The organism is Treponema primitia ZAS-1, assembly GCF_000297095.1.
GTDB lineage: Bacteria > Spirochaetota > Spirochaetia > Treponematales > Breznakiellaceae > Termitinema > Termitinema primitia_A.
Map to the genome: position 1 here is coordinate 1 of NZ_AEEA01000170.1, position 22897 is coordinate 22897.

Here is a 22897-nt window from a genome sequence, read left to right on the forward strand (position 1 = left end):
AATATGCCCCTTAAACTTCGTTTGGGGTCCTGGTGGTGTAAAAAACATCAGGAACCCCCAAAGGGTCCCCCTGATGTTTTTTACACCACCACCCCCGATAACGGAATTAGGGGCATATTCTTTTCTGCCGGTTCGCAGAACCGGTGTTACACAAGGTGGGTGGAAAATTTTTTATGGATATCTTAAAAACTCGGGCGGATATTGCTGGGCTTTCGGTGTTTTCTGCCCTTAAGAAACATCCCCTGATACAATCCCTGGATATTTTGCTGGAAAGTGTTTTTGCGGAGGCCGATCCCTTAGACTTAATTCGGGGTTGGGCGGATTTTGCGGGAAACTTAGCGCTACTCGCGCAGCAGGATTCGTTTAACTCCTTCTATTCGCTGATATCTTTTTTAACCATCACCGATGACAATGCTTTTACCCGGAAGTTAGAGTCGCAAAGCTACGCTTCGCGAACCACCGGCTCGATGGACCTGGACCAGATTTCCCCGGCGCTATGTGCCCTGGCGAAGAACGACCTGTCCCGGCTTGGGCGGCTCGCCGGCTTCGACTTGCCCGGCTTAGGCGCCCACTTAGCGGAGCTGCTCAACAAGGCAGGGTTGGGGGAAAGCGCTTCCTCCATCATAAAAGAAGCACAGGTTCTGAGCAGTAATGCTGCGGAAGGGGGATCGGGCTTCAATGTTCCCGCTGAACTTTTTCCAAGGAACGCCGACTGGGGAGAAGCCCTGTCGAAACTGGGCGAATATATCCGTACCCATGGGGCGGGTGAATTGGGGCTTTACAGTTCCTTCTCCTGGTCAGGGGCTTCACTCAGGCCGGTTCTTAACCCGGACCCTATTAGGCTGACGGATCTTTCGGGCTATGAAGACCAGCGGTCCATCGTGACGGCCAATACTCTCCGCTTCCTTGAGGGGAAAATCGCCAATAACCTGCTCCTGTACGGGGATCGGGGAACGGGAAAATCCGCCACGGTTAAGGCGGTGTGCAACGAATATACTGAACGGGGACTGCGGCTCATCGAAGTACGCAAGGAACGTCTTCCGGAACTATCGGCCATATTAGACATCCTATCATCCCGATCCCTGCGTTTCATCGTCTTTATCGACGATCTGTCCTTTGAAAGCACCGATGATTCTTTTACAAGCCTCAAGGGCTTGTTGGAAGGGGGCATCGAATCCCGGCCGGATAATGTGGTGGTCTATGCCACCAGCAACCGCCGCCACCTAGTAAAAGAACGTCTTTCCGACCGGCCCAGTTCCGCTGAAGCTGCAAACGCCGCCTCCACCGGGGATGTCCGGGCCTTCGACACCATGCAGGAACAGTTCTCCCTGGCGGACCGCTTCGGCATTACCGTGGTCTACACCGCCCCAAACCAGGATGAATATCTGCGTATCGCCTGCTTCATCGGGCAGCAGCGGGGGATCCTAAACGGCGCCGGGGAAGAGGAACAGCAGCGCTTCCGGGATAATGCCCTTCGCTGGGAACGCTGGTTCAACGGACGTTCGCCGCGGACAGCCGTACAATACGTGGAATGGGTCGCCGGAGGCGCAGGGTTTCCCTGGGAAAGCTAGGACATAAAAAACGCCGCTCACCAGTTACCCGGCAAGCGGCCTCATATATAAAACGCCCCTCATCAGGGCGCACCAGCGCGGAAGCTGGATTATAGCCCCCGCGATACCTTATACTGTAACCCCACAATGATTACCCGTAAAGGATTATTTAACGAAAATTACTATTTATTATTGACAAACTCTTTTTTCAGCAATTCCAAATCCAGCTCAGGATAAACCGGGAAGCGATCCAAAAGTTTCTTTACCCGGCTCAGCGCTTCATCCTTAACCTTGGGATCCACCACATACTTCGTTTTACTCGGCTTGGAAGGATCCTTCGTGTCAGGGCCGGGGCTGGTGCTTTTCAGGACCATGACGATGATGGCCCCAAGCTCCGCCATGTCAGCGGCACTCATGCCCAAGGTGCTTACCGCAGCGGTACCGATGCGAAGACCCGAGGTATACCAGGGGCCGTTGGGGTCATTGGGGAGGCTGTTCCGGTTCAGGATGATATCACAGTCGTGGAGGGCATTTTCCGCCTGACGGCCCGTAAGGCCCAGATTACGGACATTGACCAGGAAAAGGTGATTGTCCGTACCGCCGGTGGGAACCTCAAGGCCGCCTTTGATACAGGCGGCGGCTAAGGCCCGGCTATTATCTACGATCCGTTGGGCATAGTCCTGGAACTCCGGCTTGGCGGCTTCCCGGAAGGCTACGGCTTTGGCAGCGATGACATGGGGAAGGGGGCCGCCCATGGTAAGGGGACAACCCTTGTCCAGAGCATCGGCGAATTCCCTGGTGGCAAGGACTATCCCCGCCCGGGGACCCCGGAAGGTCTTATGGGTGGTACTGGTTACCACATGGGCCCAAGGCACCGGGTCGTATTCTCCGGTAAAAACCTTTCCCGCCACGAGGCCGGCGAAGTGGGCCATGTCTACCATCAATACCGCCCCAACCTTGTCGGCAATCTCCCGCATCCGCTTAAAGCTGATCTTCCGGGGATAGGCAGAATAGCCAGCCAGTAGTATCAGGGGCTTCACTTCCAGAGCTTGCTTTTCAATAACATCGTAATCCAGAAGACCCGTCTCTTTGGAAACTCCATAGCTATGAATTTCAAACATCCGGCCGGATACATTGTAGCGGTAACCGTGGGTAAGATGGCCCCCGGAATAGTAGTCCAGCCCCAGGAGACGCTGGTTGCCCATATCCGCCTTAAGCTGCTTCCACTGGGCATCGCTCAGTTTGTACAGATTCGTTTCGCCGTATTTGGCCAAAGCGGGGTTTTCCACCCTGGTGGTAAGAATCGCCCAATAAGCCAGCATATTGGCATCCACCCCGCAGTGAGGTTGGACATTGGCATATTCGGCGCCGAAAACTTTCCGGGCCTCTGCGGCGGCTAGAGATTCCACGGCGTCCACATTCTCATTCCCCGCATAAAAACGATGGGAAGGCATACCCTCGGCGTATTTATCGGTTAAGAGGTTCCCCATGGCCAATTGAACCGCCATGGAACAATAATTCTCACTTGCAATAAGCTTTACCCGTTTGCGCTGGTTTTCCAGTTCCTTCACAATAGAAGCGGCAATCTCAGGGGCGAGTTTAGCGATCTCCTGGAGATTACACAGATACGCCAGCAGGGATGTGTTTACCTTTTCAGGGGAGGTGGCGGCCAGATATGCAGCAACGGGATTCTTATCCATGAGGAAACTCCAATAGATTGATATGATTACCCAGCATACCCAAAAATGATGGTTTTTTTCAAGGGGATTGGAGAAGGTGTTGACGAACCCCCTCTTTATAATACAGAATGAAGTAATTATGTTTGATAATCGGCGAAGCGCCAGATATCCAACCCTTGCAAGAGCCCTTGTTCCTGAAATATTTGAAGGAGAGGCATTGCTGAAGGATCTCAGTATCACCGGGTGCTGTGTGGAATATACCATGTTTGTGGATATCAAACCTAATACCCAGTGTAAACTGCAGATTCTACCCGATTCTGCGGCGAAAATTGCCCCCTTTGAGCTCCAGGTGGAAAGTCGGTGGGTCCGTTCCGGGGGTTATTCCTGTGAAATTGGGTTTACCATAACCGTATCCCCCAAGGGACGGGATTTTCAGCGTTACGTCGATTACCTTGCCTGGCGATCCACCTCAATTTAAGCTGCCCCGCTTAGAGTACCTTCCCGGACGGATATATCAAGCGGTTTCAGGCTTTGAGGATCATCTGGAACAGGAGCTTGGTAACTGGGACGATTCCTGGGGCCCCTTCTACCGGGCACAAACCCCACCGGATCCGGTTTTCTGGTTTCAAAACTGCTGGTTCAAACCCTTTCGTTTGGAATTTAATTCCATTTCCGAAGCTGCTTCTACTTTACGAAGTATCCAGCGAAACTGGGCGCCCACCCTTTTTACCCAGTTCCGCCGGGGCGTCCTGATACGCTCTAAACTGCCACCCCTATCGTCAAAAAGACGTCCCTTCCCCTGGACGCTGCCGGACAATCCCATGGGAAGCTGGACCCTCCTGGACGCCAATACCCTCATCGGTTCCGCCCAATGCGCCAGCCCTTTTCCCGGGGGGATCATCGAATTTGATGAGGATAAACTGGGCCCCCCCAGCCGGGCCTATGTAAAACTTTGGGAGGCACTGGTCCGCTGCGGCCGTCTGCCCCAGCCGGGCGAGCGTTGCCTGGACGCCGGGGCAAGTCCCGGTGGCTGGACCTGGGCCCTTGCGAACCTGGGGGCAACCGTATTGGCCGTAGACCGGGCCCCCCTGGAGGACCGTATTCTGGTCATGCCCGGAGTCAGCTTCCAAAAGCACGACGCCTTTACCCTACTCCCCGAGGAGATAGGCCCCCTGGATTGGCTTTTCTGTGATGTGATCTGCTACCCTCAGCGTCTGTACGAGTGGATTGAAAAGTGGCTGGCCTCGGGGCTCTGCAAAAATTTCATTTGTACCATAAAGATGCAAGGCGATGGGGACTTTGAAACAAGCCGCCGTTTCGCCGCCATCCCGGGCAGCGCCGTGGTACATCTCTACCATAACAAACATGAATTGTGCTGGATGAACCTCGCCTCAAACAATATATGACATTATTACAAAATGTGTTATACTGTTAAGAATAAATATGATAATCGTGATTGCCCTTTGCGGCCTTGGTGTGGAAAAGGTAGTTTCAAACGAAATACGAAAACTCAGCGGAAATTACCGGGTCCTGGAATCGGGGTTTGGCAGGGTTCGGTTTGAGACGGACATCCCCGGAATTTACCGGGCCCTCATGGCCCTGCGGGGGGCGGATCGCCTACTCTTGGAGGCGGGCCTCTTCCCCGCTGCGGATTTTGATGCCCTTTTCGAGGGGGTAAAGACTATCTCCTGGGAAGCCTGGATACCCGCCGGAATGGGCATACGGGTTGCCAAGGTCCGGTCTAACCGGTCCAAGCTGCAGGGGATCACCACCATACAGGCCATGACCCACAAGGCTGCCGCGGACCGGCTCTGCGAAAAATACCGGCAAACCCGGTTGGACGAAACCGGCCCCCAGGCGGAGCTGCGGGTATATGTGGAAAAGGATCAGGTATCGGTACTGCTGGACCTTTCCGGGGAACCCCTTTTCAAGCGGGGTTACCGTACCGAAGGCGGGGCCGCCCCCCTCAGGGAAACCACCGCTGCGGCGCTTCTGCTCCTGGCCAACTGGCGCCGGAAATTCCCCCTCTACGATCCCTTCTGCGGATCCGGTACCATTGCCATAGAGGCGGCCCTCTACGCCTGGGATGCGGCGCCTGGCTTGGGACGGCGCTTCACCCTGTCAAATCTTATACCGGCAGATGCGAAAACTGAAGCTGCGGTACGGCAGGAACTCCTGGACAAAGTGAACTTTGAACGGACCATACGCATTTACGGAAGCGATTCGGATGTCCGGGCGGTTTCCATGGCCAAATCCAATATCCAGCGGGCCTACGAACTGGCCCAGGGCAAAAGCCCCGGCCCCGGTATACGCCCAGAAATTCGGCTTCCCTGGCTTCCGGATTTCCGGACCGTACCCATGAAGGCGGCCCGGCCCCCGGAGGGTCTTTCCGGAGAACAGGGTTTTATCATCACCAACCCGCCTTATGGAAAACGGCTGGGGGAAGTGGCGGAGGCGGAGGCAATCTACGGGGAAATGGCGGATATCGGAAAACATTTCCCGCTCTGGAAGCTGGCGGTGATCACCGATCATCCCGGATTTGAATCCCACTTCGGCAGGAAAGCCGATTCCTGCCGGGAGCTAACCAACGGCGCCCTGGACTCGTATTTTTACGAGTACGCGGCGCTCTAAGCAAATCAAGTATGCGGGAGATATGGAATGTCTATACCGGTTGAACATGAAAAGAGACGTCAGGAAATCCTGCAAAAGGCCCTGGATGTCTTTATCGATGAGGGCTTTGAAAACGCAACTTTTCAGAAAATAGCGGACCGCTGCGGCATCACCAGGACAACCCTGTATATATACTTTAAAAACAAAAAAGAAATCTTCAACTATAGCATCAAGCTTTTGCTCCAGACGGTAGAACGGGATCTCCTGCAGGTCAGGGGTGACAAAACCCTGGGCAGCATAGAGAAGTTAAGCAAGGTTATCATCCTGATAATTGAACGGCTGGAAGAAAACCGTCCTCTCCTTTCGGTGGTCCTGAATTATCTGCTCTACCTGTCAAAAAGCGATTCCGACCCGGATTACCGGGTACGCCGCAAAACCATACGGATGCGCCATATCCTGGCCTCCATGCTGATAGAGGGTATCAGGGCGGGGGAAATAAAGCCCGTCAATGTCCGCATCATGGATGACCTTCTCTACGGGCTCATAGAAACAGCCATTTTCCGCTTGACGGTCCTGAAACGCCCCGATGCGGGGGAATTGAAAAAAGCGGTGGAAGAGACGCTAAACCAGATCCGCATTAGCCCATAAATGGTTGTAAAATGCAGAATTATTATATATCATATAGAGTATGGCCCAGGGAAATACCGTTGAAGCATTAGGTAAAAAAGTCTTTTTTCTCTATCCTGCAGCGCTGGTACTGAACGAGGTGGTGGAAGAGCTGATACAGGAAGAATATGAGGTTTATGTAATCAAGGATCATGAAAAACTCAAAAAAATCATAACCAAGTACCCCGGTTCGGTTGTCCTGGTTAATATCAGCGAGCAGCTATCCGAGAGGGAGTGGGAAACATGGATCCGGGCAATCATGGCAGACCCTGTTACTGCCAAGGTGGACATAGGCATCCTTGCCCCCAATGGTGATGAGGATCTAAAGCGTAAATACGTCAATTCGGTAAAAGTAAATTGCGGGTATATCCAGGTAAAATCCGATTCAAAACTCCTCATCAAACAGGTTTTGGCGACCCTCATAGCGGTGAATACCAAGGGACAGCGAAAATATATCCGGGCTGCCCCGAGTAGCGAGACCATGACTACCATTAACCTCCCGATAAACGGAGACTTCATCAAGGGAAGCATCAAGGATATCAGTACCATGGGACTTTCCTGCATATTCGACCAAGATCCGGAGCTGGAAAAAAATTCCCTTTGCCAGAATGTCCAGATAAAGCTCCAGAGCGTACTTCTAAAGGTCGAGGGAATCGTCTTTGGTTACCGGGACGATGGGGTTACAAAAACCTACGTTATTGTTTTTACCCAGCGGACCGACCCGGCGGTACGGACCAAGATACGAAAGTTCGTCCAGGGCTCCATGCAAGCCAAACTGGACGCCGAATTTAAGTAATTACTCAACCTTAAACCGTGAAACTTCCTGAACAAGGACATCAATGCTTTCCTTGTTTTCCACACTGATGGTATTTACCCGGTTTACCGCTACATTAATTTCATCCGCCCCTATGGCCATTTCGTTCATCCCGTTGGTGATCTCCTGGGTAGCCAATTCAAGGTTCTTCCCTTCGGTGATAATTTCCTTACTCCCCTCAAGCATCTCCATGGACCCGCCCTTAACCTGCTGGGTAATATTATTAAGCTGACCAATCACTTCCAGAATCTGCTGGCTCCCAACGCTCTGCTCTTCCATGGAGTTCCGGATGTTCTCCGTCTGCTCCGATACGGTCTTTACGCCGGTATCTATGGCTCCAAATTTGCTGAGTACACTATCGGTAGATTTGGTGATCTTGTCGATAGATTCCTTTATCTTCTTCAACACCGTACTGATGGTCTTGGACTGTTCCCCGGAACTCTCCGCGAGTTTCCGGATCTCGTCGGCCACCACCGCAAAGCCCTTCCCCGCTTCCCCAGCGTGGGCCGCTTCTATGGCCGCGTTCATCGATAACAGATTGGTCTGGCTGGCTATGTTCTCCATCACCGCGTTAATTTCCAGCAAGCCCTCGGATTCCCGGGCAATTTCCTGAATATCCGTGGACACCCCCGAAAGCCCCGTGCGTCCCACATCCGAAGCTTCTATTAATTGCCGGACATTTTCCGTGTTCCTTCCCAGGGTATCGGTAACAGATTTAATGTTTGCAATCATCTCCTCAATGGCGCTGGAAGACTTAGCCACACTGGAGCTTTGATTTTCGACGTGCCCGTTGAGCTTGTCGATGTTAATGGTAATCTGTTCCATGGTGGCGTTAGTTTCATTCACCGAAGTGGACTGATTGACAACCCTGGTTTTTATACTCTGAATATTAGCGGTAATCTCATTGATAGCCGATGCCGTCTCGGTCATATTACTGGCCAGTTCGTTCCCAATATCAAAAAGGGCTGCGGTTTGCTTTTTAATGGTGATCACCAGATTCTTGATTTTTTCCAGGGTCAGGTTGAAGTACCGGGAAAGATCGCCGATTTCATCCTTCGTCTTGGTCTCTATCTGTTTAGTCAGATCCCCCTCTCCTTCGGAAATATCCTTGAGGGTATCGGACACCTTGATGATGGGCCTGATAATAGAGAGGGAAATAAAATAGACCAAAATCGACGATATAACAATCGCAATCCCCGCTAACAGCAAGGTAAAGCTCGTAATACTATTTACATTTGCCATTACTGTTTCCAGGGGCACCAGGGCGACCATCGTCCAGGGGGTAAGGGTATCTCCAATAAAGAAGGGATAGCTTTGAAATATCATTCCGTCAAATATCGCCGTATTCGGTTTTCCATCCGCCAGGGACTGTATGACACTGGTTACCCCCTGCTCGCCTACCACAACGCTGCCGGTTTCCTGGATAAATTCTCCCCGCCGATCCGCCGTCCGGTGCGCAATTATCCTGCCGTTATTGGCAAAAAGGGCGGCATACCCCGTTCCATAGGGCTTAATCGGCTCAATAAATTCCTGAGTAGCGTCAAGACTGATAAGGATACCCACCAGCCCCACAATTTCCTTGGTAGCATCCACAATAATGGGTATGACAAGCTCGGTGGTTAACACATCTTTGCCGCTGACATTTTCATACTCCGGATTAGTAATAGTCGGAACCGGTGAAATATTTTCCAATGCGGCTTCCCAAGCAACGTAAGCCTGAAGCTCAACCGGGCCCCGTTCCCGGGTGTAATAGGGAATAAAATTACCCGTCCTGTCCGTGCCGGGGGTATTGGCAAATTCGGCGTCCCTGCCGTCCAGCACCCCGGGTTTCCACACCGAAAAAATCCCCACAAAACGGGGGTTGGACTCCAGAATATCCCGGAGAATTGTCGTATAGATGGGCCGCCGGTCCGTCCGGTCCACAGCCTGATACCCGTTAAAAACATGGGTTACCGCCAACCCAATGTCGTAGTATTTTTGATACCGTGCGGCCAGATAGTTGGCGTTCAGGCCGGTCATGTTTTCCATATTTTCCAGGGTAGCCTCGGTTACCATTTCCCGGGACCGGGTAAGAAACACGAGCGTGATGGTCGCAACCACCGCCACCATCATCACCGCCATTATTATGGTAAGCCGCATTTTTAATTTCATAAATAATTCCTCCGGGAGTCCAATACCTCTGTACTTAGTTTCGCTTCTCAGAGGATGGAGGGGGAGCATTATATTATAAGATTTGTAAGTTTATTAAAAAAAAGCCCCGAATAAATCGGGGCTTGGGTTAAAGCATAAAAACAGTACCGATTATTCTACTTTGAACTTGGACACTTCCTGTACCAGAACATCTATGTTCTCTTTGTTCTGACCGCTGATCTCGTTCACCCGGTTCACCGCAACGTTTATCTGATCCGCCCCGGTGGCCATCTCGTTCATCCCGTTCGTTATCTCCTGGGTCGCCATCTCAAGGTTCTTCCCCTCGGTGATGATCTCCTTACTCCCCTCTAGCATCTCCATGGACCCGCCCTTAACCTGCTGCGTTATCCCATTCAACTGACTGATCACTTCCAGGATCTGTTGGCTCCCTACGCTCTGCTCTTCCATGGCGTTCCGGATATTCTCAGCCTGCTCAGACACGGTCTTTACCCCAGTATCTATGGCTTCAAACTTGTTCAGCACATTGTCCGTCGACTTCGTAATCTTATCTATCGATTCCTTGATCTTCTTCAACACCGTGCTGATCGTCTTACTCTGCTCCCCGGAACTTTCCGCCAGTTTCCGTATCTCATCCGCTACTACCGCGAAGCCCTTCCCCGCCTCTCCGGCGTGGGCCGCTTCTATGGCCGCGTTCATCGATAACAGGTTGGTCTGGCTGGCTATGTTCTCCATCACCGCGTTGATCTCCAACAGGCCCTCGGATTCCCGGCTAATCTCCTGGATGTCCCCGGAAACCTCCTGCAGGCCCGTACGGCCCACATCGGAGGATTCTATCAGTTCCTGGACGCTCTCGGCGTTTTTCCCCAGGGTATTGGTTACCGACTGGATATTGGCGATCATCTCCTCAATGGCGCTGGAAGACTTGGCCACGCTGGAGGTCTGGTTTTCCACATGCCCGTTGAGCTTGTCGATATTGACGGTGATCTGCTCCATGGTCGCGTTAGTTTCAGTAACCGAAGCGGACTGATTGATAACCCGGCCTTTGATACTCTGGATATTGGCGGTAATCTCGTTTATCGCCGCCGCGGTCTCGGTCATGTTGGACGCAAGCTCGTTCCCAATATCAAAGAGGGCTATGGCCTGCCGCTTGATGGTTATCACCAGGTTTTTAATCTTCTCCAGGGTCTGGTTGAAGTACTTGGACAGATCGGCGATTTCATCGTTACCCTTGATGGGGATGGATTTCGTCAAATCACCTTCGCCCTCGGAAATATCCTTGAGGGTCAGGGACACATTGACAATGGGTTTAATAATAGTGGTGGCGATAATAAAGGTGATAATCGCCGAAATAATGATGGCAATCGCCGCTAAAATAATGGTGAATTCCGTAAGGCGATTAACCGATTCAAAAACCACATCTATGTCCGATGAGGTCAGCACCGCCCAGGGAGTGGTAGTATCCCCTACCCAGAAGGGATAGGCGGCGCTTATGCGGCCGTTGTAGATCACAAAATCCGGTTTCCCGTCGCGGATAACTCCTCCAAGCCTGGTGAGCCCCTCGGGTCCCAGCACCGCTGCGGAGGAAGCCTGGGCGCTTTTGCCCACCTCGGAAAAGTTGTAATGCCCGCCGATGGTCAGATCGTTGGCATAGAGGACCGCCCGGCCGCCTTCTCCATAGGGATGCATCTCTTCAACGATTTTTTGCGCCTGATCAAGGTTCACCTCGGCGCCAATCACACCCACTATGCGGCCATCGTCGGTAACAATGGGGGTGGTCATCCTGACAACAAAGCCTGGTCTGCCATTGAGGGTCTTGGCAATGGGGTTGCTCAGGCCTTGGGAGCTAGGGATATTTGCCGCCAGATCCCTGGCTTCGGGGAAGGCCCGCAGCTCTATCTGGCCGGTTTCCCTGGTATACCAGGACATATATTCTCCGGTTTCGTCGGTTCCCGGGGTATTCCGCAGGGATAAGGCCCGGCTGTCAAGCACACCGGGCTTCCAGACTGTATATAGTCCTACTATTTCCGTTTTGGATTGGATCACCGAAAAGAGCATGTCGTTGTACTGGGTCCGCCGCTCATCTTCAGGCACTCCCTCAAACCCGTTTACGATTTGGGCAATGGTGACGATAGAATCCATAGGCTCTTCATACAGGGCCTGCAAATTCTTGGCTTCAAGGCCCGCCATGTTTTCCATGTTATCCCGGGCGGAGATGGTTTGCAGTCCCCTGGCCTGGGTTAACAAAACGACTGATACGGTGGCAACCACCACGATCATCAACGCAATAATAATGATAGTAAGTCTGAACTTCAGTTTCACTACGGCCTCCTTGCGGATCTTAAAAATCCGACATTATTCCACTTTAAACTTAGATACCTCGTTAACCAACAAATCAATATTTTCTTTATTCTGTCCGCTGATCTCGTTCACCCGGTTCACCGCAATATTTATCTGATCCGCCCCGGTGGCCATCTCGTTCATCCCGTTCGTTATCTCCTGGGTCGCCATCTCAAGGTTCTTCCCCTCGGTGATGATCTCCTTACTCCCCTCTAGCATCTCCATGGACCCGCCCTTAACCTGCTGCGTTATCCCATTCAACTGACTGATCACTTCCAGGATCTGCTGGCTCCCTACGCTCTGCTCTTCCATGGCATTCCGGATATTCTCAGCCTGCTCGGACACGGTCTTTACCCCAGTATCAATAGCCTCAAACTTGTTCAACACATTGTCCGTGGACTTCGTAATCTTATCTATCGATTCCTTGATCTTCTTCAACACCGTGCTGATAGTCTTGGACTGTTCCCCGGAACTCTCCGCAAGCTTCCGTATCTCATCCGCCACCACCGCGAAGCCCTTCCCCGCCTCTCCGGCGTGGGCCGCTTCTATGGCCGCGTTCATCGATAGCAGGTTGGTCTGGCTGGCTATGTTCTCCATCACCGCGTTGATCTCCAACAGGCCCTCGGATTCCCGGCTAATCTCCTGGATGTCCCCGGAAACCTCCTGCAGGCCCGTACGGCCCACATCGGAGGATTCTATCAGTTCCTGGACGCTCTCGGCGTTTTTCCCCAGGGTATTGGTTACCGACTGGATATTGGCGATCATCTCCTCAATGGCGCTGGAAGACTTGGCTACACTGCCGGTCTGGTTTTCTACATGATTATTGAGCTTGTCGATATTGACGGTGATCTGCTCCATGGTAGCGTTGGTTTCCGTAACCGATGCGGACTGGTTGATAACCCGGCCTTTAATGCTCTGGATATTGGCGGTAATCTCGTTTATCGCCGCCGCAGTCTCGGTCATATTGGCGGCCAGCTCGTTCCCAATATCAAAAAGGGCTGCCGCCTGCTTTTTGATGGTCAACACCAGGTTTCTAATTTTACCCAGGGTCTGGTTGAAGTACTTGGCCAGATCGGCGATTTCATCGTTGCCCTTCTGGACAATAGTCTTGGTCAGATCCCCCTCGCCCTCGGAAATATCCTTGAGGGTCAGGGACACCCTCACAATGGGCTTCGTGATGGTCCCCGCTACAAAGAAGATGATCACCGCCGCAATAACCGCAAAAATCGCCGCAAGGACTATGGTAAAGTAGGTCATCTCGTGTACTTCGGCCAGGACCACATCCTCCTCGGCGCCTATCATGATGGACCAGGAGGTTTTTGCATCTCCGATAACAAAAGGATGAAGCACTATCCGCAAATCATCATCCAAAACCGAAGAATACTCTTCCAGCGTTTGGACGTCACCGTTTTTAATAGCCGCCGCCACAACGGAGGGGGCCTTGTACAGGGTTCGATCACCATCAACAACATTTTTACCTACCCGGTCAGGGGCATAGCTGGCGATAATCGTCCCGTTGGTGGTATATACCGCCGCCACAGCAATATCCGTATTATCCTTGATCATCTGATCTATAATCGGCTGGAGATGGCTCAGATCAATACCGATACCGACCAAGCCAACCAGTTCGTTCCGGTGGTTTTTGATGGGGACCGTGATACTTAGGCTGTAAGTCGCCTTGCCCGCAATAGTCCGGGATGCGGGGTCCGTAATTTTAATCTCATCCGTAAGGGTATCAAGGTACTGCTGATAATTGGTATATGTCTTGTATTCTATTTGTCCGCTTTCCCGGGTATACCACGGGATATACTGGCCCGCAGGACCGGCCCCGTTCTGACCCGCATACTGGCTGTCGTAACTATCTATGGTATTTGGCTTCCAGACCATAAAGACGTCCACAATACGTTCATTCGCCCCTAGGACCGAAAGCAGCGTAGAGTTGTACATTTCCCGGCGCTGGACCTCCGGATCATCCTCAAAATCGCCGAAAACGGCGGTTAAATTCTGGGCGGTGGTCATATACAGGGCATAACGGCCTTCCACGTCCCCGGCCTGGGCAAAGGCAAGGCGTTCCATACTTTCAAGGGACAAGTCCATTTGAAGTTTCGATGCCCGATTAAGTAAAATAATGGAAATAGTGGCAACCACCGCTACCATAACGGCGATAACAATAATGCTTAATCGAATACGAAGCTTCATTTGCAACTCCTAGCTGCTGAATCAATCCAGAATAAGTATGTCATTTCTTCTTTCAAATCGTCAACTAATTCTAAAATATTCTAACCATATTTGAGATTATTTTTCAATAGTTACTATGGAGGGATACAAAAAATCTGCTTTTACCCGGGCTTATACAAATAATCCTGACAAATAGTACATATTATGCCATACTTAGGAGTATGAAGGATAAATTTAAGAGTTTTAATTCCGGAAGAGCGAATTTCTTCCTTGTGGCCTTTATTGCCCTGATCCTGGGAGGGGCGGTTTTAAAGATAATTGCCCCCATAGTCCTGCCCCTTACCATTGCCCTCCTATTGGCGTTTGTTATGGGACCCATGGTTGCATTCCTTCTGGAAAGACGGATTCCCCGGATCTGCTCAATTATCCTGGCGGTAATTATCATTATCGCCGGATTGTATCTCATGGGAATTATTCTTTTTTCTTCCGCCCGGGCCATTATGTCCCAGTATCCCCGGTATGAACGCCGTTTAACGGAGATTTATGTCTGGGCAGCGGGTTTCTTTGAACTTTCCTACGATGAGCATCTGAGTTTTTTGGAAAATCTCTGGGGGCAGTTGGGGTTCAGAACCAGAATACGGAGTATTACCTTTGTTCTTTCCAACTCCTTCATCGATTTTCTACGGGACGCCTTTATGGTGGTCATGTTTCTGGTCTTTATCCTCTTTGAAGCGGCCTATGCCCGGGAAAAAATCGAATTAGCCTTTGAGGATAAATGGGCAGGGTCAATTAAGAAGATATGTGACAGTATAGTCCAGCAGATTATCCGGTATCTTTCCACCAAATTCCTCATTTCCCTGGCAACGGGCATTGTGGTTGGGGTAGGGCTCAAATTGGCGGGTCTTGAATTTGCCATTGTTTGGGGACTTATACAGTTTGTCCTGAACTTTATCCCTAATATCGGAAGTATCGCCGTCGGCGCCGGGGCTACCCTTTTCGCGGTTCTCCAGTTCTGGCCCAATCCGGCGCCCATAATCCTGGTTGGGCTGATAATGCTGGGGGCCAATATAATCATCGGTAATGTGCTGGAACCAAAGATAATGGGGGATAACCTGGGCATTTCCCCCCTGGCGGTACTCCTATCCCTGACAATCTGGGGCTTCCTTTGGGGCTTTGCAGGGATGATCCTGGCGGTTCCCATGACGGTGGTGGTGAAGATCATCTGCGAGAACATCCCATTCCTGGAACCGGTATCGGTATTGCTTGGTTCCCACCGGTCGGTAATGTCTGCTTCTAACGAACCCTCGGTAGGGGCTGAATCCCAGTAGGGGTTTAACCCCAGTAGGGGTTATTTCATTTACTTGCCGCCCGAAATAGCCGGTCATTAATGGCCGGTCCCAATTCCACTAAGGGCGCTTCCTCCGTACGGATACGAGAGGCGTTCAAATGATCCAGTTCATGGAGCAGATCAAAAAGATTGGCCGCCGCTTCTTGGGTACTTGCACAGGGGGACAGCACCCGAACCGAGCCCAGGGGAAGCGTTACGCCCTGCCGGGTTTGTCCCGCAAGCCACGGATCCCGGGTAGTGGGAGAAAAAAAGAGGTAGATTTCCCCCGGAGTATACGGCAGGGCGGCCATAGCTTCCGGGCTGTGGAGGCTAAGCGGAGTTCGGGGGGCATAGTGGCTTTTTAACTGGCCGGGTGAAAGCGGGCCGGACTGCCCCGACGAAAAGGGCGCCAAAGATACACCGGCAGGCCCCGGAAACGCCACCTCCCCTATCAATATTTCGAGGGCCTCCCGGGAAACGCCGCCAGGCCGGAGTATGCGTGGAATACCCCCGCCGCTCAGATCCAATACCGTGGACTCCACCCCCACAACGGTACGCCCGCCGTCGATGATAAATTCCACCTTTTCTCCCAACTGATCCCGCACATGTTCCGCCCTGGTGGGGGAAAGCCGTCCGAAGAGGTTTGCACTGGGAGCAGCCACTGCGCCGGTAGAAAGCCGGATAAGCGCCAGAGCCGCCGGATGATTCGGAAACCGGATCGCCGCAGTGGGAAGACCGCTGGTGGCCAGATCCGGAACCGCAGGCCGCTTGGGGAGTATCAGGGTTAAAGGGCCGGGCCAAAGCCGGTCCGCCAGGAGAGCGGTCTTTTCCCGAAGCTCAGGGCTTAGGGCAGAGAGATCCGCCAAGCGATCCAGGACTTCCAAGGCAGCGATATGGATAATCAGGGGGTCGAAGCGGGGACGGCCCTTAGCGGCAAAAACCCGGGCCAGGGCGGCGGTATTAAAGGCGTCTGCACCCAAACCGTAGACAGTTTCCGTGGGAAATGCCACCAAGAGCCCCGCCTTTATCGCTTCCGCAGCCCGGCGTATATCTCCTTCAGCGGTAGAAAGTAGTTGCATAAACAAAAACCTACAACCAGTCCCGGCTTTTAAAAAAGGCTATCATTCCAAGGGCGATGAGGATCATGATCCCCCAGACTATGGGATACCCGTAGACGCTGTTTAATTCAGGCATATGGGTAAAATTCATCCCATATACCCCAACGATAAACGTAAGGGGGATGAAAATAGTGGAGATAATGGTTAGAACCTTCATCACCTTATTCAGGCGGTTAGAAGCCGCGGAAAGGTGTACTTCCATAATCCCGGAAATAGCCTCACGGTAACTCTCTACGGTTTCCGCCGCCTGGATCACATTATCCTGGAGATCCTTGAGAAAGGGGGTAAGAATTTCGTTGATATAGACCGACTCTGTCCGGAGCAGGATGGAAAGACTTTCCCGGAGGGGCCAAATGGCCCGCCGGGCGTGGTGCAGCCGTTGTTTTGTCTCCTGGAGATCGGAAATAAAAGCCACATCCTTAGCATCCACCGCCCGTTCCTCAAAGTCTTCGATAGTTGCCCCCAAACTATCCAGGACGAGAAAATAGCGGTCCACTACGGAATCCATAAGCGAATAGGCCAGATAATCCGCCCCATACTTACGGACCCGGCCCAAATTACTCAGGATACGTTTCCGGATACCGTCAAAGGAATCCCCAGCGGTTTCCTGAAAGGTGATAACCGTGTTTGCGGTAAGAACTATACTTATTTGATCAAAGACAAAGGGACTATCCTCGGGATTGCTGATTTCTTTGAGGGTAATAAAGAGGTAGTCGTCAAACTCTTCCACCTTGGGCCGGTGTTCAGTATTGAGGATATCCTCAATTGTTAGGGGATGGATCTTATACACCTCGGCCAGGCGGCTGATGGCATCACTCTCCCTAAAGCCGTTCACATTTATCCAGGTAATCCCCGAAGTATTCCGGTATTGCAGCAGTTCATCAATAGTTTCAGCGGATTTTGCCCAGGACCCTACGGGATCATACCCAATTATGGAAATGGCTATCTCCTCAGGGTGGCGATCTCCCACGTATACCGCGCTTCCCGGTGGCAATCCTATATCGGATCGTTTAAAATCTAAGGCCATAGGTCGAGAATACTATCCTGACAAGGGCATAGCAATAGGCTTTGGCGTAATAGCTATAATTTTATATAATTCAAGTACTTATTCTTGACTTTTCGGGGCTTGGGCTCTACACTCAAGGGTATGAACTTAAAAACAGTACTTACGAAAGATACTATATCTCTTCACTTAAAGGGCACCTCAAAACAGGAAATTATTGACGAACTGTTGGATATCCTGGTTGCAGCGGGGAAGATACAAGATAGGGATGCCGCTTTTTCCGCCATCATGGACCGGGAACAAAAGATGTCCACGGGCATGAAGCACGGTATTGCCATTCCCCACGGGAAGAGCGCTACCGTAAAGGATCTGGTTGCCTGTATCGGTATTTCCGACTCTGCAATTGATTTTGATGCCCTGGATAAGGAGCCATGCCGGATTTTTATCATGACCCTTTCCCCCCTGGAAAAAACCGGCCCCCATCTCCAGTTCCTTGCGGAAATAAGCTTACTCTTTAAAAGTGCGGAAAAGCGGGCGGAAATACTGAAAGCCTCTTCTACGGAAGACATCATGCACATCCTCGCCGAATAAAGCCCCATTTTCAATTATTTTTTGCTATAATTTATATAATCTTAAAAAAAACAGGGAAATATGTAAACCATATTTCCCTGTCGATGTTTTCGCTGTTCCGCCAGCTATTGAGGGAGCTTAGCCAATGCGTCATTGGCAAGGGTCTTAACCGCATTGGTAGCCGCTGAACTGTCTATAACTGCCCGTAAAGGAGATCTGCTCGATGCCTTACCAGCAACCCCAATGGCACTGATAATTGCCCGGAGCAAATCGTTTTCAGTTCTGGTAATGGCGCCGCTTTGCATTTTGCCTACAAGGATCATCAGGAAAGAGTTAAGATTCTTTGCCGAATCCTCCGAAGCCAGAGCTCCCAGGGTCTGGATGGCGATGAGTTTTTCATCATCGTCGAGCCCTTCTTTGTAGGAACGTTCCAGTAGAGGAAACACCGCAGAATCGGTGGTTCCATACCGGCGTATCATATCAATACTTGTCTTCCGCATGCGGGCTACTTCCCCCCGCTGCCGCACATCGTTGGTAGTAGCTCGCCAACCTTCGGACAGGGAAGCTACCGCTGCGGTCGCTTTCGAAGCATTAGGCGCGTTGGCGCTCTCTATGGTCTGGAGCGCTACGAATTTAATTGAGGGCGCATAACTTGAACTCTTAATAACCTGTTCGGTCAACAATGCAGAAGGGTCTTCAAGAATGATGGGGAGCGTAGCCTTGGCCAGTTCCTTTATCCGTTCCGGGTACCCCCCAACGGACATAATGAATATCGGTAGATACCCCGCTTCATCCCGGAATTTTTCCAGGGCAATAATAGCGCCGCGGGCAATCTGGCCTTTGGAATCCGCCTCCTCTTTACCACGAGGAGGAGCGGCGTTAAGATCCGAAAGCACCCGGATGACCGGGTCAAGGAATTCCGTGGCCCGCAGTTTTCCCAAGGATATCATGGCCTCCGCTTTTACCAGGGGCGCGGAAAAGGCGCCCACGGCGCGCCAGAGATCCGGTGCAGCGGTGGCATATTTTTCTTCACCAATTAGTGTGGCAAGGGCCTGCGCCAGATCATCCGCAGCAGCTTTTTCCACCGCAGGGGCACTTCTTTGAATATTAGGAATTTGATTTACCAAGCGGTTAAAAGCCCTGGCGTAGAATTCACCGGCGCCGGTAAGTTTCCGGGTTTGAAGAACCAGCAGAATATTAAACTGATCCGTAACGGTCCGCGAATTCTCATACAAATACATGTATATTTCCAGATCTTCATTCGCAGAGGCTGCAAACCCCATTGAAGCAATGCAACAAATCAAAATGAAAACTACTAAGAATCGTCGCTTCATAAACTTGGTTCCCCCCACACTTAAGTTCTGCCGCGGTCGGGCCGGAACTCGTATTCAAATTCCATTACTTGTACGGAATTTCCCTGGTAATTTTCAACGGTCTTCTTTAATAATTCACCGGCAGTACCGTATTCATTGGTGATCTTCAGCTGGGGTTTACCATCTGCGGCGGTTTGCGTAATTTCAACATCCACAGGCTTCCCCGACACGGTCTGCCAAACCGTAGAAATTTTCCGGGTTACGTTACCGGCGGCGTTAAAAAGCACCTGATTAACCAGATTTCCGTCGCGGTCATAATCATTCGTGGAGGAACTAATCGGCCTTCCGTTTCCATCCTGGGTTTTCGAAGAAATAACCAAATTCCCATTGTAGGTATAGACGGTTTCCGCAAGTTTGACATTATTGCCGTTTAGAATAGCCCGGGATGCCACATTACCGGTGGAATTATAGGAATATTCATTGGTGGACACCGCCTTGCCCGCCTTGTTAACCACGGTTTCCCGCATCAACTGGTTAGTATCATCATCACGCACATAGACAATCCGGGATTTTATCCGGTTTTCATCGTCCTTGGTCATTTTGGTAGTTACCGTCTTTGTTTCCTCATTGTAGGTAAATTCAATCTGATCCATTAACCCACCGGAGGCTGAAAAACGGTTCTGCGCAGAAAGAAGAGTAATATCCGAAGGATCATATTCGGAAATAGTAAATTCATCCACGGTCCCATCGGCAAATTTAACCACAGCCCTCTTTTCCACGGGGATTTGCCCCGGGGCAGCAGTCTTGCCTTTTGCAGGCGTCCGTGCAGAAGCATCAGAGCCAGCAGGGGTGGGCCCCGAACCGCAGGAAGCGAAAACCAGTGCAATCGCTACTATCAAGGTAATTAATCTCACGACAATTCTCCTTTTACTAAGTAATATGGCATAATTGTGAATACTTTTCAATACCGTATAAACTAATACTTTATTTTCGGAGTATACTACAATTATGTCTATTATCGATCAAAAACTTAAAGATGAACAGGGGAGAAATTTATTATTTCGCGGATGTAATCTGGGGGGAAGCAGTAAAAAACCGATTCCACCGGATCTTTCACCCCGGGAGTCAGTATCTTTCATAGGCCGTCCTTTTCCGCTTGCAGAGGCAGAATTTCATTTAGAAAGGCTTCGTTCCTGGGGTTTTTCCCTTATCCGGTTTATCATTACCTGGGAAGCCCTGGAACACGCAGGCCCGGGGATCTACGACGAATCCTACCTGGCCTATTTGCGGAAAATTCTCAATCTGGCGGGGGAAAAGGGGATTTCCGTGTTTATAGATCCCCATCAGGACGTGTGGAGCCGCTGGACTGGCGGCGATGGGGCCCCTGCATGGACCCTGGAGAAGCTTGGCATGGATGTGGACCGCCTGGACACGGTGGGCGCCGCCCTAACCCGGGAACGGTACGCCGAATTCCACCGGGGGCCCTATCCGCGTATGATCTGGCCCACCAATTACAGCCGGTATGGGGCGGCCACCATGTTCAGCCTCTTTTTCGGCGGCAACACCTATGCCCCGGAAACAAAAATCGACGGAGAAAGCGCCCAGGACTGGCTCCAGGAACGGTACCTTGCCTGTATGCGCCATTGTTTCCGGCGGCTCAAGAACTGCAAAGCCATTATCGGTTGGGACGCCATGAACGAGCCTCACCCGGGCTTTATCGGTTACACGGACCTAAAGGGTCTGGAAAACTACGCAGTTGCCACCGGCGCCATGCCCAGCGCTTTCCAGGCCATGGCCGCCGCATCGGGCTACCGGGTTTCGGCGCCGGTTTACTCCACGGGCATCCTTGGAGAGCGGGTGATCCGGCAGGAGCTGCTCAATCCGCAGGGTCTATCCCTCTTTAGGGAGGGCTATTCCTGTCCCTGGAAACAGGCCGGAGTCTGGACAGACCGGCAGGGGGAGCCTCAACTGCTCAAGCCAGATCATTTTGCCCTGTACCAAGGCCGGCCGGTACGTTTTGTGGAGGATTTCCTCAAGCCCTTCATAATCCGTTTTACCGAAAGGATGCGGGACGCCGATGAGCGGACCCTGATATTTATAGAGGGAATCCCCCAGGGGCAAGGTTTTACGCAGCCGAACCATCCCAGCTGGACAAAGGAGGATCCCCCGGAGGCGATTAACGCTTTCCACTGGTACGATGGGCCAACCCTGTTTACCAAATTTTTCCGGCCCTGGTTTTCCTTCCGTATCGACACCGGCAAGATAATTCTAGGGCGCCGGAAGGTGGCGGCCTATTTTTCGGAACAGTTGGCCCAGGGCATTGCCTGGGCTAAAGAAAAGATGGGAAATATGCCCTGCCTGCTGGGGGAATTCGGCCTGCCCTTTGATATGAACGGGAAAAGCGCCTTTAGGACCGGGGATTACCGGCTTCACGAGGAAGCAATATCCATGTACTACGATGCCATCGACAAAAATCTCCTCCATGCCGTTATATGGAACTATTCGGCGGATAATACCCACAAAGACGGGGACGGATGGAACGGCGAGGATCTGTCCATTTTCAGCCAGGGTGAAGGCCGGGCTATGGGCGGATGGCGGCGGCCCTACCCCATGGCGACCGCCGGGGAGGTCCTGGAAATATACTGGGACCGGAAACAAGGCCTATTCCGCTTCTGTTTCCGGGCGAACCCGGAAATCCCCGCCCCCACAGAGATCTACGCCCCTCCGGAGTGTTTCGGAACCGCTCCGAAAATCGAGATCCGTCGAACAACATCGGATACAGCCAAGGTTTTTGCGGAATATAAGCCGGAGGAAGCCAGGGTGTTTATACGGAACGAAGGCTACCGGGGAGATTTGGAGATCATTATTTCCCGTTGAAGGTGGGGCGCTCTTTGTACATATTCAGCCTGAAAAAGGCCTTCTATACCCTTCCGGAATTCCAGGATCCGGGATACGTGGTCCAGAGTATGCCTGGGGGTAGTCCCCGCATTGACCCGGTTGGTGCCGGCATTGTACATGGCAAGTCCCGCCACATCGGACCCTCCTGAATCCAGGCACCAGCGCAGATGGGCCATACCGTAGTAGGCGTTTACCCTGGGGTTGAAAAAATCCGCCTCCCTAAGCTTGGGGAAGGAATTGCCGTTCAGCTGAAAAAGGCCCCGGTCTATGGTCTGATTACGGTTTGTCCGGTTAACCGCCAGGGGGTTGAACCGACTTTCTCCCCAGCAAAGCGCAAAGGCCAGGGAAGGGGGGATATCAAAAGCGTCCGCGTTGGTCAGTATTGCCCCGGCAATATCCTCTGACTGAACCAGGGCGCTGAAAAAGGCTAAAACCTCGGAATGGCTTGATTCGTTCCGGTAATAATCCAGGATGTAATCCGGTTTTTCCATGGATTCCAGGATTTCCGCCGTGTAGGCAGCGTTTTCCGGCGCCGACCACGCAGGTATCTGCAAAGTTATATTGTCAACATCGTCTCCGGGGACGGTGTCATTTTTTGTAATGCTTTTAACCCGATAATATAGGTTTAGCCCAACCACTGCCGCCAGAATCACCCCGGCGGGTATTAAAAATTTGATATTCAC

The 22897-nt window shown here is 51.8% G+C and carries 18 protein-coding genes; 9 read left to right on the top strand and 9 right to left on the bottom strand.

Features of this window, described 5'->3' with window-relative positions:
• Positions 1-173 precede the first annotated feature (173 nt).
• A complete protein-coding gene (locus TPRIMZ1_RS0116680) occupies positions 174-1571 on the top strand; it encodes an ATP-binding protein (protein WP_010263402.1) in 1398 nt (465 codons plus the stop codon).
• Between the two features lie 161 nt (positions 1572-1732).
• On the opposite strand, the gene TPRIMZ1_RS0116685 is transcribed toward TPRIMZ1_RS0116680, so the two are convergent.
• Positions 1733-3250, bottom strand: a complete 1518-nt coding sequence (locus tag TPRIMZ1_RS0116685) for a glycine hydroxymethyltransferase (protein WP_010263405.1) — start codon at positions 3248-3250, stop codon at positions 1733-1735.
• 118 nt (positions 3251-3368) lie between these two features.
• On the opposite strand from TPRIMZ1_RS0116685, the gene TPRIMZ1_RS0116690 reads away from it, so the two are divergent.
• The 5 genes from TPRIMZ1_RS0116690 to TPRIMZ1_RS0116710 are packed head-to-tail and all read left to right on the top strand — an operon-like array spanning position 3369 to position 7301.
• Complete coding sequence (locus TPRIMZ1_RS0116690; protein ID WP_100217116.1) at positions 3369-3707, top strand: PilZ domain-containing protein; 339 nt, start codon at positions 3369-3371, stop codon at positions 3705-3707.
• The gene (locus TPRIMZ1_RS0116695; protein WP_010263411.1) at positions 3682-4635 is read left to right on the top strand and encodes an SAM-dependent methyltransferase; all 954 of its coding nucleotides are present in this window, start codon (positions 3682-3684) and stop codon (positions 4633-4635) included. Before TPRIMZ1_RS0116690 ends, TPRIMZ1_RS0116695 begins: the two co-directional genes overlap by 26 nt.
• A 37-nt stretch (positions 4636-4672) precedes the next feature.
• On the top strand, positions 4673-5860 hold the full coding sequence (locus TPRIMZ1_RS0116700; protein WP_010263414.1) for a THUMP domain-containing class I SAM-dependent RNA methyltransferase: 1188 nt from the start codon (positions 4673-4675) through the stop codon (positions 5858-5860).
• Positions 5861-5887: 27 nt separating this feature from the next.
• Positions 5888-6487 (top strand): TetR/AcrR family transcriptional regulator, encoded by a 600-nt coding sequence (locus TPRIMZ1_RS0116705; protein WP_010263417.1) that lies wholly within the window; start codon positions 5888-5890, stop codon positions 6485-6487.
• Positions 6488-6527: 40 nt separating this feature from the next.
• The gene (locus TPRIMZ1_RS0116710) at positions 6528-7301 is read left to right on the top strand and encodes a PilZ domain-containing protein (protein ID WP_010263420.1); all 774 of its coding nucleotides are present in this window, start codon (positions 6528-6530) and stop codon (positions 7299-7301) included.
• On the opposite strand, the gene TPRIMZ1_RS0116715 is transcribed toward TPRIMZ1_RS0116710, so the two are convergent.
• The 3 genes from TPRIMZ1_RS0116715 to TPRIMZ1_RS0116725 form a co-directional block, all read right to left on the bottom strand.
• On the bottom strand, positions 7302-9470 hold the full coding sequence (locus TPRIMZ1_RS0116715; protein ID WP_010263423.1) for a methyl-accepting chemotaxis protein: 2169 nt from the start codon (positions 9468-9470) through the stop codon (positions 7302-7304). It abuts the gene before it with no gap.
• Between the two features lie 150 nt (positions 9471-9620).
• Positions 9621-11789, bottom strand: a complete 2169-nt coding sequence (locus TPRIMZ1_RS0116720; protein ID WP_010263424.1) for a methyl-accepting chemotaxis protein — start codon at positions 11787-11789, stop codon at positions 9621-9623.
• Positions 11790-11822: 33 nt separating this feature from the next.
• The gene (locus tag TPRIMZ1_RS0116725; RefSeq protein WP_010263425.1) at positions 11823-14006 is read right to left on the bottom strand and encodes a methyl-accepting chemotaxis protein; all 2184 of its coding nucleotides are present in this window, start codon (positions 14004-14006) and stop codon (positions 11823-11825) included.
• Positions 14007-14206: 200 nt separating this feature from the next.
• Between TPRIMZ1_RS0116725 and TPRIMZ1_RS0116730 the strand changes: the two genes are divergently transcribed.
• Entirely contained in the window at positions 14207-15313 is a 1107-nt protein-coding gene (locus tag TPRIMZ1_RS0116730; RefSeq protein WP_010263426.1) for an AI-2E family transporter, read from the top strand.
• Between the two features lie 25 nt (positions 15314-15338).
• On the opposite strand, the gene TPRIMZ1_RS0116735 is transcribed toward TPRIMZ1_RS0116730, so the two are convergent.
• Together TPRIMZ1_RS0116735 and corA are read right to left on the bottom strand one after the other, a co-directional pair.
• The gene (locus tag TPRIMZ1_RS0116735; RefSeq protein ID WP_010263427.1) at positions 15339-16391 is read right to left on the bottom strand and encodes an L-threonylcarbamoyladenylate synthase; all 1053 of its coding nucleotides are present in this window, start codon (positions 16389-16391) and stop codon (positions 15339-15341) included.
• A 10-nt stretch (positions 16392-16401) separates the two neighbouring features.
• A complete protein-coding gene (gene corA / locus TPRIMZ1_RS0116740) occupies positions 16402-17457 on the bottom strand; it encodes a magnesium/cobalt transporter CorA (protein ID WP_010263428.1) in 1056 nt (351 codons plus the stop codon).
• Between the two features lie 120 nt (positions 17458-17577).
• On the opposite strand from corA, the gene TPRIMZ1_RS0116745 reads away from it, so the two are divergent.
• On the top strand, positions 17578-18024 hold the full coding sequence (locus TPRIMZ1_RS0116745) for a PTS sugar transporter subunit IIA (RefSeq protein WP_010263430.1): 447 nt from the start codon (positions 17578-17580) through the stop codon (positions 18022-18024).
• 104 nt (positions 18025-18128) lie between these two features.
• On the opposite strand, the gene TPRIMZ1_RS0116750 is transcribed toward TPRIMZ1_RS0116745, so the two are convergent.
• Both TPRIMZ1_RS0116750 and TPRIMZ1_RS0116755 read right to left on the bottom strand, forming a co-directional pair.
• Positions 18129-19244: a hypothetical protein gene (locus TPRIMZ1_RS0116750; RefSeq protein ID WP_232616863.1), complete on the bottom strand. Its 1116-nt coding sequence runs from the start codon at positions 19242-19244 to the stop codon at positions 18129-18131.
• A 113-nt stretch (positions 19245-19357) separates the two neighbouring features.
• Positions 19358-20230, bottom strand: a complete 873-nt coding sequence (locus tag TPRIMZ1_RS0116755) for a hypothetical protein (protein WP_010263436.1) — start codon at positions 20228-20230, stop codon at positions 19358-19360.
• 94 nt (positions 20231-20324) lie between these two features.
• Between TPRIMZ1_RS0116755 and TPRIMZ1_RS0116760 the strand changes: the two genes are divergently transcribed.
• On the top strand, positions 20325-22193 hold the full coding sequence (locus TPRIMZ1_RS0116760; RefSeq protein ID WP_010263442.1) for a cellulase family glycosylhydrolase: 1869 nt from the start codon (positions 20325-20327) through the stop codon (positions 22191-22193).
• On the opposite strand, the gene TPRIMZ1_RS0116765 is transcribed toward TPRIMZ1_RS0116760, so the two are convergent.
• Positions 22157-22897 (bottom strand): transglycosylase SLT domain-containing protein, encoded by a 741-nt coding sequence (locus TPRIMZ1_RS0116765; protein WP_010263445.1) that lies wholly within the window; start codon positions 22895-22897, stop codon positions 22157-22159. The two genes, TPRIMZ1_RS0116760 and TPRIMZ1_RS0116765, sit on opposite strands and share 37 nt — an antisense overlap.